The 13,776-nt window shown below is 65.2% G+C and carries 11 protein-coding genes; 4 read left to right on the plus strand and 7 right to left on the minus strand.

Annotation, left to right across the window (positions count from 1 at the left end; genetic code table 11):
• The first annotated feature begins 44 nt into the window (after window positions 1-44).
• Together GGD61_RS14095 and GGD61_RS14100 are read left to right on the plus strand one after the other, a co-directional pair.
• Complete coding sequence (locus tag GGD61_RS14095; RefSeq protein WP_092258515.1) at window positions 45-710, plus strand: GntR family transcriptional regulator; 666 nt, start codon at window positions 45-47, stop codon at window positions 708-710.
• A 224-nt stretch (window positions 711-934) separates the two neighbouring features.
• Window positions 935-1,906 (plus strand): MBL fold metallo-hydrolase, encoded by a 972-nt coding sequence (locus GGD61_RS14100; RefSeq protein ID WP_092258518.1) that lies wholly within the window; start codon window positions 935-937, stop codon window positions 1,904-1,906.
• Window positions 1,907-1,958: 52 nt separating this feature from the next.
• Here the strand turns inward: GGD61_RS14100 and GGD61_RS14105 are convergent, their stop codons facing one another.
• Entirely contained in the window at window positions 1,959-5,105 is a 3,147-nt protein-coding gene (locus GGD61_RS14105) for an efflux RND transporter permease subunit (protein WP_092258521.1), read from the minus strand.
• 5 nt (window positions 5,106-5,110) lie between these two features.
• Entirely contained in the window at window positions 5,111-6,313 is a 1,203-nt protein-coding gene (locus GGD61_RS14110; protein ID WP_092258524.1) for an efflux RND transporter periplasmic adaptor subunit, read from the minus strand.
• A 272-nt stretch (window positions 6,314-6,585) separates the two neighbouring features.
• Here GGD61_RS14110 and GGD61_RS14115 point away from each other — a divergent pair, with 272 nt between their 5' ends.
• Together GGD61_RS14115 and GGD61_RS14120 are read left to right on the plus strand one after the other, a co-directional pair.
• A complete protein-coding gene (locus GGD61_RS14115; RefSeq protein WP_092258527.1) occupies window positions 6,586-7,164 on the plus strand; it encodes a TetR/AcrR family transcriptional regulator in 579 nt (192 codons plus the stop codon).
• A 132-nt stretch (window positions 7,165-7,296) separates the two neighbouring features.
• Window positions 7,297-8,637, plus strand: coding sequence for a TAXI family TRAP transporter solute-binding subunit (locus GGD61_RS14120; RefSeq protein ID WP_177237195.1), 1,341 nt, complete (start codon window positions 7,297-7,299; stop codon window positions 8,635-8,637).
• Window positions 8,638-8,647: 10 nt separating this feature from the next.
• Here GGD61_RS14120 and GGD61_RS14125 read toward each other — a convergent pair whose 3' ends face one another.
• From GGD61_RS14125 to GGD61_RS14145, 5 genes are all read right to left on the minus strand, one after another.
• Window positions 8,648-9,367 carry a haloacid dehalogenase type II gene (locus GGD61_RS14125; RefSeq protein ID WP_092258530.1) on the minus strand — a complete coding sequence of 240 codons (720 nt, stop codon included), beginning with the start codon at window positions 9,365-9,367 and terminating at the stop codon, window positions 8,648-8,650.
• A 142-nt stretch (window positions 9,368-9,509) separates the two neighbouring features.
• Window positions 9,510-10,511, minus strand: a complete 1,002-nt coding sequence (glpX, locus tag GGD61_RS14130; RefSeq protein ID WP_018323059.1) for a class II fructose-bisphosphatase — start codon at window positions 10,509-10,511, stop codon at window positions 9,510-9,512.
• 165 nt (window positions 10,512-10,676) lie between these two features.
• Window positions 10,677-11,993: a homoserine dehydrogenase gene (locus GGD61_RS14135; protein ID WP_092258534.1), complete on the minus strand. Its 1,317-nt coding sequence runs from the start codon at window positions 11,991-11,993 to the stop codon at window positions 10,677-10,679.
• A 29-nt stretch (window positions 11,994-12,022) separates the two neighbouring features.
• The gene (locus GGD61_RS14140; RefSeq protein ID WP_018323057.1) at window positions 12,023-13,243 is read right to left on the minus strand and encodes an LL-diaminopimelate aminotransferase; all 1,221 of its coding nucleotides are present in this window, start codon (window positions 13,241-13,243) and stop codon (window positions 12,023-12,025) included.
• A gap of 216 nt (window positions 13,244-13,459) precedes the next feature.
• Window positions 13,460-13,735, minus strand: coding sequence for a hypothetical protein (locus GGD61_RS14145; protein WP_049815128.1), 276 nt, complete (start codon window positions 13,733-13,735; stop codon window positions 13,460-13,462).
• Window positions 13,736-13,776 lie beyond the last annotated feature (41 nt).

A 13,776-nucleotide genomic window follows, 5' to 3' on the forward strand; every position in this document is an offset into this window, starting at 1 on the left:
ATCGGATATCCAAGTTTTGCATTCAAATTGGAGCGCTGGTCCCCATGCTTCACGAGGAAGTCGTCGGCCGTATCCGGGCCATTCTGCTCGACGGCGAAATCCCGCCGGGTGCTCGGATTCCCGAGCGCGAGCTGTGTGAGCGGCTTGAGATCTCGCGCACGCCGCTGCGCGAGGCGCTCAAGGTGCTGGCCGCCGAGGGCCTCGTGCAGCTGCTGCCGCATCGCGGCTCGCGCGCGGCAAAACTGACCGACAAGGACATGCGCGACCTGTTCGAGGTCTGCCAGGGCCTGGAGGCCCTCGCCGGCGAGCTCGCCTGCGAACGCATCACGGACGCCGAGATCGACGAGATCGCCGCCGCGCATGCGGCCATGGTGCTGCATTATCGCGATGGCGATCTGATCCAGTACTATCGCGGCAATCGCGCCATCCACGAGGCCATCGTCACCGCAGCCGGAAATCCCGTGCTCGCTGGACTCTACACATCAGTAACGGCGCGCATCCGGCGCGCGCGCTACGTCACGCCGATGACGCCGCAGCGCTGGGCGCTCGCCGTGAAGGAGCACGACGCCATCCTGAACGCGCTCCAGCGCCGCGACGGCGCCGGCCTCTCCCACATTTTGCGCGCGCATCTCCGCCACAAGCGCGAAGAGGTGTTGCAGGCGGGCTTTGCCGAGACGGAAGGGACCGATCTCACGCTTAGAATTGCGTAAGGCGCAATTCGCGTTGTCCTGGCCGGCGGAGCGCGCGTCCACACGCGGCCGGCCCGCTGCCGCGACTCGTTCGCGCTCCGCGTGAACCTGCGCACTAATTCCACTTGCTAGCTTGTCGCGGCCGGAGCAGCATACTTCTCTGCCGACCATCGGCCGCGCGGCCGATCAGGCCGGTGCCAACGCGCGAACAATCGTGCAAAGTAAAAGACAAAAGCGAGGAACGCATGACAATCGATGTCTCACGTCGGTCCCTTCTCACGCTCGGAGCGGGCCTTGGTGCCAGCGCCATGCTCGGCACCAGCGCGATGGCGCGGGCACCCAAGCTCGGCACCCAGACGCCCTACTGGCACCGCTTCGTTCTCGGCGATGCCGAGGTCACCGTCGTGTCCGACGGGCCGCTGCCGCTCGGCGATCCCTCTGGAACCTTCACCGGCGTTCCCAAGGAAGAGGTGAAGAAGATGCTGGCGGACAATTTCCTGTCGCCGGACAACGTCGTGCTCGAACAGAACTCCCCGATCGTGAACACCGGCGACAAGCTCATCCTGTTCGATACCGGCATGGGCTCATCGAAGATGTTCGGCGCCAGCACCGGCCGGCAGCAGAAGAGCATGACCGAGGCCGGCATCAAGCCGGGGGACATCGATGCCGTGGTGTGCTCGCATGCCCATATCGACCATATCGGAGGCATCGTCGACGAAGGCGGCAAGCCGCTGTTTCCGAACGCGCAGATCTACATCTCGCAGACCGATTTCGACTTCTGGACCGACGAAGGCAAGCTCGGCAGCCCGGCCAAGGACTTCGTCGTCCACGCCCGCAAGAACCTGCTGCCGGTCCGTGACCGGATCGTATTCTTCAAGGACGGCCAGGAATTCCTGCCGGGGGTCCAGGCCATCGCCGCGCCCGGTCACACCGTCGGCCACACCATTTTCATGGTGTCGTCGGCCGGCAAATCCTTTGCCTTCCTCGGCGACCTCTCGCACCATTCCGTGCTGCTGCTCGAGCGGCCGCGCATGGAATTCTCCTACGACACCGACCCGAAGCAGGCGGCGGAATCGCGGGTGAAGTTGCTCACGATGCTCGCGGCAAACAAGGTCCCGGTGATGTCGTATCACTTCGCCTGGCCGGGCTACGGCCATGTCGCCAAGGCCGGTGAAGGCTTCCACTATTATCCCCAGCCGATGCAGATGACGTTGTAGGTTCTCGCGATCAGGTCCGGGCGGCGCGCGCCGTCCGGACCATTGATGCGCCCTATTCCGCGGGCTCGGCAACCGCGCCGGCGCCTGAGGCCGCAGCGTCCGCCCGGGCACCGGGGAATATCCGCTTCACCAGCACGAACAGCGCGGGCACGAAGAAGATGCCGAGCACGGTTGCCGCGATCATGCCGCCGGCGACGCCGATGCCGACCGCGTTCTGGCTGGCCGAGCCGGCGCCCGTCGCCACCGCCAGCGGCAGCACGCCGAGGATGAAGGCGAGCGACGTCATCAGGATCGGGCGCAGGCGCTGGCGCGATGCGTGCAGGGTGGCATCGACCAGGCTGCGGCCGGAAGCGATCTGCTCCAGCGCGAATTCGACGATCAGGATCGCGTTCTTCGAGGCCAGCCCGATCGTCGTGAGCAGTCCGACCTGGAAATAGACGTCGTTGGCCTGATCGAACAGCGTGGCCGCGAGCAGCGCGCCGAGCACGCCGATCGGCACCGTTAGCATCACCGCGAACGGGACCGACCAGCTCTCGTACAGTGCGGCAAGGCTCAGGAAGACGATCAGCAGCGAAATCGAATACAGATACAGCGTCTGGCTGCCGGTGAGCCGTTCCTGGAACGACAATCCGGTCCATTCATGGCCGTAGCCCTTGGGCAGCTTGGCCATCTGCTCCTCCACAGCCTGCATGGCGACACCCGAGCTGATGCCCTGCCCTGCCTGCCCCTGCAGCTCGACGGCGGCGACGCCGTTGTAGCGCTCGAGGCGCGGCGAAGAAAAACTCCAGCGATCGGTCGCGACCGCCGAGAACGGCACCATCGAGCCCGAGGCGTTGCGCACATACCAGCGGCCGATGTCGCTGGTATCCATGCGGAACGGCGCATCGCTTTGCACATAGACCTGCTTGACGCGGCCGCGGTCGATGAAGTCGTTGACATAGGCGCCGCCCCACGCTGCCGACAGCGTGGTGTTGAGATCGCTGAGGTTGACGCCGAGGGCGGTGGCCTTGGCCTGGTCGACGTCGAGGTTGAATTGCGGCGTGTCGTCCTGTCCGTTCGGCCGGGCCTGTGCCACGCGCTTGTCCGCCGCGAGCTGCCCGAGCAGCTGGTTGCGCGCCTGGATCAGCGCCTCGTGACCGTTGCCGCCGGTGTCCTGGAGATAGAGGTCGAAGCCGCCGGCATTGCCGAAGCCGGGAATCGACGGCGGCAGCACCGCGAACACCATGGCGTCGCGGATTTTCATGAACGCCCCCATGGCACGGCCGGCCACGGCCTGCGCCGAGGCCGCAGGACTCTTGCGCTCGTCGAACGGCTTCAGGCTGACGAAGGCAAGGCCAACGTTCTGTCCCTGCCCTGCGAAGCTGAAGCCACTGACTGCGAACACGCCGTCCACGGCGTCCTTCTCGTTGTCGAGATATTGGTGCTCGACTTGCTTGATGACATCGAGCGTACGCGTGGAGGTGGCGCCGACCGGAAGCTGGATCAGCGTCATGATCGTGCCCTGGTCCTCTTCGGGCAGGAACGAGCTCGGCAGCCGCTGGAACAGGACGACCATCGCGGCGAGGATCGCCGCGAAGGCGATCATCACTCCCGCGATGCGCCTGATCGCACCGCCCGCGGTGCGCTGATAGCCGTCCGCCATGCGGTCGAAGCCGCGGTTGAACAGGCCGAAGAAGCCGCGCTGCGCGCCATGATGCTTCGGCGGCTTCAGGATCGTGACGCACAGCGCCGGCGTCAGCACCAGCGCCACGAGCACCGACAGCAGCATCGCCGTGACGATGGTGAGCGCGAACTGCCGGTAGATGATTCCGACCGAGCCGTTGAAGAACGCCATCGGAATGAACACGGCCGAGAGCACGACGCCGATCCCGACCAGGGCCCCGGTAACCTCGCGCATGGATTTCTCGGTCGCCTCGCGCGGGCCGAGCTTCTCCTCGGCCATCACGCGCTCGACGTTCTCGACCACGACGATGGCATCGTCGACCAGGAGGCCGATCGCCAGCACCATCGCGAACATCGTCAGCGTGTTGATCGAATAGCCGGCAAGCGAGAGCACGCCGAAGGTCCCGAGCAGCACCACCGGCACGGCAATGGTCGGGATGATGGTCGCCCGCCAGCTCTGCAGGAACACGAACATCACGACGAAGACCAGCGCGATCGCCTCGAACAGCGTGTGAATCACCTTTTCGATCGACAGCTTGACGAAGGGCGTGGTGTCGTAGGGGTAGACGACGCGGAGCCCCTCCGGCATCGCGGCGCTGAGCTGGGCGACACGTGCCTTCACCGCCTCCGAGGTCGCGACCGCATTGGCGCCGGTCGCAAGACTGATGCCCATGCCCGCGGCGGGCTTGCCGTTGTAGCGCGCGGCGGAATCATAGGACTTCGAGCCGAGCTCGACCCGCGCGACGTCGCCGATGCGGACCGTCTGACCGGTCGTGGCCGTGCGCAGGATGATGTCCTTGAACTGCTCGACCGTCTGCAGGCGGCTCTGCGAGGTGATGGTGGCATTGAGCTGCTGGCCGCCGACGGACGGCAGGCCGCCGAGCTGGCCGGCGGTCACCTGGGTGTTCTGAGTCTGGATCGCCGCAGTCACGTCCCCAGGCATAAGGTTGTATTTCGCCAGCTTGTCGGGATCGAGCCAGATTCGCATGGCGTATTCGGCGCCAAACAACGTCACCTGGCCGACGCCAGCGACGCGGCTGATGGGATCGTTGACCGAGGACGCCACGTAATCGGCGATGTCGCTGGCGGCGAGCCGGCCGTCCTCGGAGACGAAGCCGAGCACCATCAGGAAGCTTGCCGAGGACTTCACGACCTTGATGCCCTGCTGCTGCACCACCTGCGGCAGCAGCGGCGTCGCGAGCTGCAGCTTGTTCTGCACCTGCACCTGGGCGATGTCGGCATCGGCTTCGTTGGTGAAGGTCAGCGAGATCTGCACTTGGCCCGTCGAGGTGCTCGACGACGACATGTATTGCAGATAGTCGAGGCCGGTCATGTTCTGCTCGATGACCTTGGTCACCGAGTTCTCCGCGGTCTCGGCATTGGCGCCGGGATAGGTCGCCGTGATCGTGACCACAGTCGGCGCGATCTGCGGATATTGCGCGATCGGCAAGCGCATGATCGCGAGAACGCCGCCCAGCATGATCAGGATGGCGATGACCCAGGCGAAGATCGGCCGCTTGATGAAGAAATGGGACATGACGGTTACTGCTCGGCTGCGGCTGCTGCAGGCCGCGCATCGGCCTGCCGCGTCGGATTCACGGTGAGGCCGGTTGCGGGATCGACCGCGACCTCCACGGTCTTGACGGGCGCCCCGGGGCGGGCCTTCTGCGTGCCCTCGACGACCAGGCGATCGCCGGCCTTGGCGCCGGAGCGCACCAGCCAGTTGCTGCCGACATCCTCGCCGAGCTCCAGCATCCGCTGCTCGACCTTGCCGTCCTTGTCGACGAACATCGCCACTGCCTGCCCCAGCGGATTGCGCGAGACGGCGCGCTGCGGCACGAGGATCGCAGCCGGATCGACGCCGGCGACGACGCGGGCGCGCACATACATGCCCGGCAGCAGCGCCCGCTCGGGATTGGCGAAGACTGCGCGCGAGGAAACCGAGCCGGTGCTCTCGTTCACGCTGGCATCGGTGAAACCGTACTTGCCCTTGTGGCCGTAGGTCTTGCCGCTCTCCATCAGGAGCTCGACCTGCACGCCCTCGGCGGGACGCTTGAGCTTTCCGCTCGCGATCTGGCTGCGCAGGCGCTCCATCTCCGAGGTCGACTGATCGAGGTCGACATAGACAGGGTCGAGCTGCTGGATCGTCGTCATCGCCGTCGCCTGGCTCGCGGTGACCAGCGCGCCGGGTGTGATGCTCGACTTGCCGATCCGGCCCGAGATCGACGCGGTGACCTTGGTGCGATCCAGCGAGATCGCGGCGGTGTCGCGGTTGGCTTGCGCCGCCTTCACGTCGGCCTCGCCCTGCTTGTAGGCGGCAACGGCATCATCGACGTCCTGCTGGCTCGCCGCGTTGGTCTGCAGAAGCTGGGTCTTGCGCGCAGCCTTCAGCTTGACGCTGACGAGCGTTGCCTCCGACCTCTGCACCGCGGCCTCGGCGCTCGCCAGACCCGCCTTGTACTGCACCGGATCGATCTCATAGAGCAGGTCGCCTTCCCTCACCTCGGCGCCTTCCACGAAGTCGCGCTTGAGCAGAATGCCCGTGACCTGCGGACGGACCTCGGAAACCTGATAGGCGACGACGCGGCCCGGCAGCAACGTCGAGATCTTCGCTTCCTGCGGTTTCAGGGTCATGATGCCGACCTCCGGCACCATCTGCGGCAATGCCGCTTGCGGGTTCTGCTCCCCGCAAGCGGCAAGCAGCAGGGCAATCAAGGGAACAGCGCGGACGATCGGGGGGCGCATGATGACGATCCATGGGTGAGTTGCGGCCCCTCGAGGAGGATCGCGCACGGAAACATTCGGAAACTATTCAGTTTCCATCTGGAAACTTGATAGTTTCCTTCCCCGAAGTCAAGTGCTAGGCTGCCTGCGCAGCGGCGTTCAAGCAGTCGTGAAACAGCTCAGATTCAACGGCGGGTGTGTCCATGGCGAGAGAATCCAGAAATCAGAGACGTATTGCTCCGCCGTCGGAGCGGACCAAGCCGGCCGTCATCCTTCCCGCCCCCGACGCTCGCATGACGCAACTGCTGGCGGCGGCGAAGGACACCTTCACCAGCAAGGGATTTGCCGCGACCACGATGGACGACATCGCCGGTGCCGCCGGAATGTCGAAGAAGACGCTCTACAAAATGTTCGAGAGCAAGACCGAGCTGTTTCGCGCCATGCTGCTGCGCAGCCTGCCGGAAGCAGACTTCGCCGATGCCCCTTCGGAAGGATCACCAGTGATCCGACTTCGAAACATGCTGCGCGAGGCGGCCGACGTGGCGCTGTCGCCTGGCGAGATCGCCCTGCAGCGTCTGATCATAGGTGAACGTCAGGCCTCGCCGGAGCTGGGGCGCATGTTCGCCGAGGTCATCATGGAGAGCGGCACAGAGCATATCGTCGAGCTACTGAAGGCCGTTCGCCTGGAGCCTCGTTTCGCAGCTGTGCCGCTCCGCCTCATCGCCGAAATGCTGTTCGGCATGGTGTTCAGCCACGATCATTTCAGGCTGCTGACCGACACCGGATTCAAGCTCAATCGCCGCGTGCTGGACCGGCGGATCGACCTTGCGATCGCGACGTTCTGTGCAACCGAAGAGGCGCAAGCCTCGTAATATTCTGGCCCTCCGCAACCCCGGAGTCGGACCAAACAGGTTCGAGGGAGCCCGGGCGTTGCTTGACGCAAATCAACATCCGACCGCTCGCGGCAACAATGCTGGCCTACGGAAACTCGGGCGAGCCGCGTCATGGACGATCTCTCGAAAATGGGGATTGATGCCGCCAGGCTGCCGGGCTGGCTGCGCTTCGTGGTGGTGATCGTGATCGCAGCGCTTGCCGCCGGCGCGAGCCTCGCTGCCTATCGCTGGTACGCCCGGCCCGTGACACTGTCGATCGCAGTCGGATCCCTGGATGGCGACGCTCCCAGGATCGTCTCGGCGCTCGCGAGCAGGCTTGCCGTCAACAACGCGCCAGTGCGCCTCAAGCTGGTCGAGACCGGCGGGCCCATCGAATCCGCCGCGGCGTTCTCGTCGGGCAAGACCGACCTCGCCGTCGTGCGCGGCGATGTCGGCGATCTCTCTCAAGCGCAAGCGATCGTCGTGCTCACCGAAGCCGTCGCCCTGCTGGTGGCTCCGCCGGGATCGGCGATCTCGGATATCGCCGGCCTGAAACGCACGACGGTAGGGGTTGTCGCCGGCGACACGAACCAGAAGGTGGTCCGCGTCCTCACCAGCGCATACGACCTTGGCCGCGCCAATGTCGTCTTCAAGAACATCGCGATGGACGACGTTCGCCGCGCGCTGGACGCGAAAGAGGTGCGCACGGTGCTTTTCGTCATGCCGCTCAGCGAGCGGTATCTGTCGTTGCTACGCCGCCTGTTCTCACAGACTGCCAAGACCGCGCCGATTCTGATCCCGATCGAAAATGCAGGCGCGATTGCGGAGAAGGAGCGCGCCTATGAGAGCTTCGACATCCCCAAGGGAGCGCTGCGCGGGTCCCCGCCAGTTCCCGCGGACGACGTCACAAGCTTGCGCGTCGCCTTCTATGTGGTCGCCAAGAAGAGCCTCGACAACGACGTCGTCGCCAGCTTCACGCAGGCCATCACTGCCGCGCGCAGGGACATCCTGTCGGAATGGCCGGTCCTCGCCCAGTTCAAGGCGCCGGATACCGATGCCGGCGCATATCTCCCGGTCCATGCCGGCGCCGCCGAGTTCTACAATGGCAGCCAGCTAGGCTTCCTCGACAAGTGGAGCAACGTGATTTTTCTGGCGCCGATGGCGCTGGGCGCGCTTGCATCGATCGCGGCGGCGCTGTGGCGGTTTCTCAGGTCGGGCGAACACCAGCCGCGCGAACCGGCACTCGACGCGCTGTACACGCTCGGCCGACAGATCCGCGAGGCCAAAAACGAAACCGACCTGCTGGCGATCGAAGACCAGATCGACAATGTGCTTCGTAGCCAGCGCGCGAGATTGGACGGCGACGACAACCCGCTGGATGCTGCCACCCTCAACGTGGCGGCCCACCGCCTCGAGAACCTCATTCACGAGCGCAGGGCCGTGCTGACTGCAGCGCCCGCCGAGTCGCGGTAGCAGCGCGCTGTCAGCAGCCGAGCCTGTCGGCGATCCCGCCAAAGTCCTTGGCGACGATGTCCCAATTGCCGGTGGCTTCGAAATCGACCTTCTGGAGCGGACCGTACTCCGTCGGCCGTGCGACGAACGCGGTCTTCAGCCCGTTGTTCTGGGCGGCCGCGAGATCGCCGTTGTGGGCGGCGACCATCATCACCTCCTCCGGCTTGAGGCAAAGCAGCTTTGCTGCGCCGAGATAGGTCTCGGGATCGGGCTTGTAGTGCTCGAACAGCTCGGCCGACATGATGAGGTCCCACGGCAGTCCGGCGAACTTCGCCATGTTGGTGAGCAATGCGACATTGCCGTTCGACAGCGGCGAGATCACGAATTTCGACTTCAGCCGCGTCAGGCCCGCGACGCTGTCCGGCCAGGGATTGAGGCGATGCCAGCCCTTGGTGAGATAATCGAGATCGGCGTCGGTAAGGCCTTTGATCGAAAACTGCGCGACCAGCTTCTCCAGCGAGCGGCGGTGCAGATCATCCAGCATGACATAGCCGCGCTCGGGATGTTGCCGCACATCGTCCATCGAGGCCATGTACATGCCGCGCCAGCCATCGACCAGAGCGGTCCAGTCGGCGCTGATGCCGCGCTGCCTGCTCCACCACATGAAGTCCGAGATCAGGCTGGTGCGCCAATCCACGACGGTGCCGAACACGTCGAACACCAGGGCTTTGACGGCGGAGAGTTCGGACATGGCGCTTCCCGATTATTCTTATTGTCATTCCGGGATGCGCTGTTAGGCGCAGGCCCGGAATCCATACTCCCGATCGTGGTTATGGATTCCGGGCTCGACGCTTTGCGTCGCCCCGGAATGACGGGCAGTTGTTATGCCCTACTCAGTCCAGATGGAACTTCGCGAGCTCACGATGCTCGGCCTTGATGTAGCGCACGGTGCCGGTGACGGAGCGCATCACCACAGTCTCGGTCTCGATCACGCCGTCCTTGCGGAATTTGACGCCCGAGAGCAGCGAACCCGTGGTGACGCCGGTGGCGGCGAACAGGCAGTCGCCGCGCGCCATGTCCTCGATGCCGTAGATCATCTTGGGATCGTTGACGCCCATCTTGGCGGCGCGCTCGCGCTTCTCGTCGGAATCGAGGATGAGACGGCACTGCATCTGGCCGCCGATGCAGCGCAGCGCCACGGCCGCGAGCACGCCTTCCGGCGCGCCGCCGGTGCCGAGATACATGTCGACGCCGGTATTGTCGGGGTCGGCGCAATGGATCACGCCGGCGACGTCGCCGTCGGTGATCAGGCGCACGGCAGCGCCGGTCGAGCGTACGCTCTCGATGATGCTGGCATGGCGCGGACGATCGAGCACGAGAACCGTGATGCCGTCGGGCTGGACACCCTTGGCCTTGGCGAGACGGCGGACGTTGTCGGCCGGCGTTGCATCGAGATCGACGACGCCCTTGTTGTAGCCCGGCCCGATCGCGAGCTTCTGCATGTAGACGTCGGGCGCGTGCAGCAGCGTGCCGCCGTCGGCCATCGCCATCGTGGCGATCGAGCCCGGCATGTTCTTGGCGCACAGCGTGGTACCTTCGAGCGGATCGACCGCGATGTCGACCTGCGGGCCGGCGTTCAGGCCGACCTTCTCGCCGATGAAGAGCATCGGCGCCTCGTCGCGCTCGCCCTCGCCGATCACGATGGTGCCCTCGATCGGGAGCTTGTTGAGCTCGCGGCGCATCGCATCCACCGCAGCCTGATCGGCCGCTTTCTCGTTACCGTGCCCGCGCAGCCGCGCCGACGACACCGCCGCCCGCTCGGTCACGCGTACGATCTCCAACGTGAGGATGCGCTCGAGCAATGCGTGCGGGGGGACTGAAATATGGGTCGACATCGGCTTACTCCTTCGAAACGGTTTTGGACAGAAGTCTCTGCCCGCATCAACTCTCAACGCCCACGGTTCGCTCGCTCAAACCGCCTCATTGTTTCAGCATGACCTTTCCGGAAAACCGCTTCAACGCTTTGCGCTGGCGCGGCCCTCTGGGCCGGGGGTCACGCTCTAGTTCTTCTCGATCCGGATCACCTGCGGCCGTCCGCTGATCACCTTGTCCTTCTGCACGGCGGCGAGCGCGCGGCGCACCGCATCCTCATGCGTCGCATAGGTGATCAGGATGACGGGCACGGGGACCGCCTTGCCGTCGGCTGGCGCAGCGCCGCCATTGGGATGACGCTGCACGATCGACTCGATCGAAATCTTCTGCTCTGCCAGCCGGGTCGCGATCGCAGCCGCGGTGCCGGGGAAATCGCGCGCCAGAAGGCGGATGTAATAGCCGCCCTCGTGCCGCTCCATCGGTGCCTTCTTGGTGTCGCGCAAATGAGAAATCGGCCGGCCGAACGGATTGGCGCGGATGCCGCGCGCGGCATCGGCGATATCGGCGACGACGGCGGATGCCGTCGCGGCACCGCCGGCGCCGGGGCCGACCAGCGTGATCGGCGGAATGCCTTCACCGTCGATCGTGACCGCATTGGTGACGCCCATCACCTGCGCGATCGAGGAGGATTTCGGAACCATGGTCGGATGCACGCGCTGCTCGATGCCCTTGGCGGTGCGCACCGCAACGCCGAGCAGCTTGACGCGGTAGCCGAGATCGGCGGCCGCGCGCAGATCTTCCGGCGCGATGGAGGAGATGCCTTCGACATACACCGCGCTTTGAGCAACTTTCGTGCCGAAAGCGAGGCTGGCGAGAATGGCGAGTTTTTGCGCGGTGTCGTGGCCGTCGACGTCGAAGGACGGGTTGGCCTCGGCATAGCCGAGCCGCTGCGCATCCGCGAGGCATTCGGCGAAGGACAGGCCCTCCTGCTCCATCCGGGTCAGGATGTAGTTGCAGGTGCCGTTGAGGATGCCGTAGACGCGGTTGATGCCGGTTCCGGCAAGTCCCTCGCGCAACGTCTTGATGACGGGGATCGCGGCGCCGACGGCTGCCTCGTAATTCAGCGCGCCGCCGTGCTTTTCAGCGGCTTTCGCCAGTTTCAAACCGTGCTTCGCGAGCAGCGCCTTGTTGGCGGTGACCACTGACTTGCCGGCGCTGAGCGCGGCCTCGACCGCCGACAGCGCGGGATCGCCGGCGCCGCCCATCAGCTCGACGAAGCAATCGATGCCGGGATGCGTGGCGAGCGCCATGGGATCCTTGACCCATTCAACGCCGCGCAGGTCGATGCCGCGCTTCTTCGCCTTGGAGCGCGCGGTGACGGCAACGACGCGGATTCCGCGGCCGCTGCGGCCTGTAAGCACGCGGGCCTGCGATTCAATCAGACGGACAACTTCGGCGCCCACGGTGCCGAGCCCCGCTATGCCCACTTTCAGGGGTGCAACCATGATGACTTAGAAAACCTGCCGAAGAGAACTTAACGCCGATTGGCGAGCGGAACGACGTTGTGCAACGTTTCGATGCCGCTTTCAAGGAAGCGTCGCACGCCGCGCGCGGCCTGCCTGATCCGTTGCTCGTTTTCCACCATGGCGATGCGGACATATCCTTCACCATGCTCGCCGAAGCCGACGCCGGGCGAGACCGCAACGCCGGATTTCTCTACCATCAGGGTCGCGAATTGCATGCTGCCGACGCTGCGGAAGGCTTCCGGCAGCGGCACCCAGGCGAACATCGAGGCCTCCGGCGGCGGGATCTCCCAGCCGGCGCGGCCGAACGATTCCACCAGCGCATCGCGGCGCTTGCGGTAGGTGTCGCGCATCTCCTTGATGCAATCGTCCGGGCCGTTGAGTGCGGCAGTCGCCGCGACCTGCACCGGCGTGAAGGCGCCGTAATCGAGGTAGGATTTGACGCGGGCGAGCGCTGCGATCACGCGCTCATTGCCGACCGCAAAGCCCATGCGCCAGCCGGCCATCGAATAGGTCTTCGACATCGAGGTGAACTCGACCGTGACGTCCATCGCGCCCGGCACCTGGAGCACCGAGGGCGGCGGATTGTTTTCGTCGAAATAGACCTCGGCATAAGCGAGATCGGACAGGATCAGGATCTCGTGCTTCTTCGCGAACGCGACGAGGTCCTTGTAGAAGTCGAGGCTCGCCACATAGGCGGTCGGGTTCGAGGGATAGCAGACGACGAGCGCCAGCGGCTTGGGGATCGAATGCACGATCGCCCGCTCCACCGCCTCGAAGAACTGCGGCGTCGGCTCCGACGGCACCGAGCGGATTACGCCGCCTGCCATCAAAAAGCCGAAGGCGTGAATCGGGTAGCTCGGGTTCGGACAGAGGATGACGTCGCCGGGCGCGGTGATCGCCTGCGCCACGTTGGCAAAGCCTTCCTTCGAGCCGAGCGTCGCGACGATCTGGGTGTCGGGGTTGAGCTTCACGCCGAAGCGGCGGGCGTAGTAGCCGGCCTGGGCCCGGCGCAGTCCGGGGATGCCGCGAGACGCCGAGTAGCGATCGGTGCGCGGCTTGCCCAGCGTCTCCTTCAGCTTTTCCAGCACATGCGAGGGGGCCGGCAGATCCGGATTGCCCATGCCGAGGTCGATGATATCGGCGCCGGCATTCCGCGCGGCCGCCTTGGCCCGATTGACCTGCTCGAACACATAAGGCGGAAGGCGGCGGATGCGGTAAAATTCTTCCATGGCTCTCTGGGCTCCGGGGCAACCGGTCAGGACAGAATCGACAGGCCAGGACGGCGCTTCGGAAACGCGTCCATTTCCGTCGTGAAAATTACTCAAAATCAAATGCTTAGAGCAATCATCGACGACGAAGACTGAAGTCGTTCGCCCTGACTCTCGGCTGAACCGTGGTCTTTTAGCACGGCAAGGCGGGGGCGCCAGCGATTACCTTGGAGCGGCTCATTTCGCATCCTTGCCGGCGACGGCCTGGCGATCGCGCGCGGCGGCGAGCTCAGCCTCGATCTTGGCACGTTGCTCCGGCGGGATGACCGCTTGATCGCGATCCGGCGGCAGGTCGTGCACCGGCAGATAGGTGCCGGGCTCCCTGGGATGCGCCTGCGCGTCCGTGGGCGTCATATCCGCGAGCTGGCTCGAGCAGCCGCCGACGGCAAGCGCCGCGATCAGCAGCGCGCCGCGGATCGGCAGCGTCTTTTGCAGGTCCCACAACGCCAACACTTGGGAAATCCCCTACTCGTCCCAAAGCACGGCCCCGGGCA

This window comes from Bradyrhizobium sp. SBR1B (assembly GCF_014198205.1).
Classification (GTDB): Bacteria; Pseudomonadota; Alphaproteobacteria; order Rhizobiales; family Xanthobacteraceae; genus Bradyrhizobium.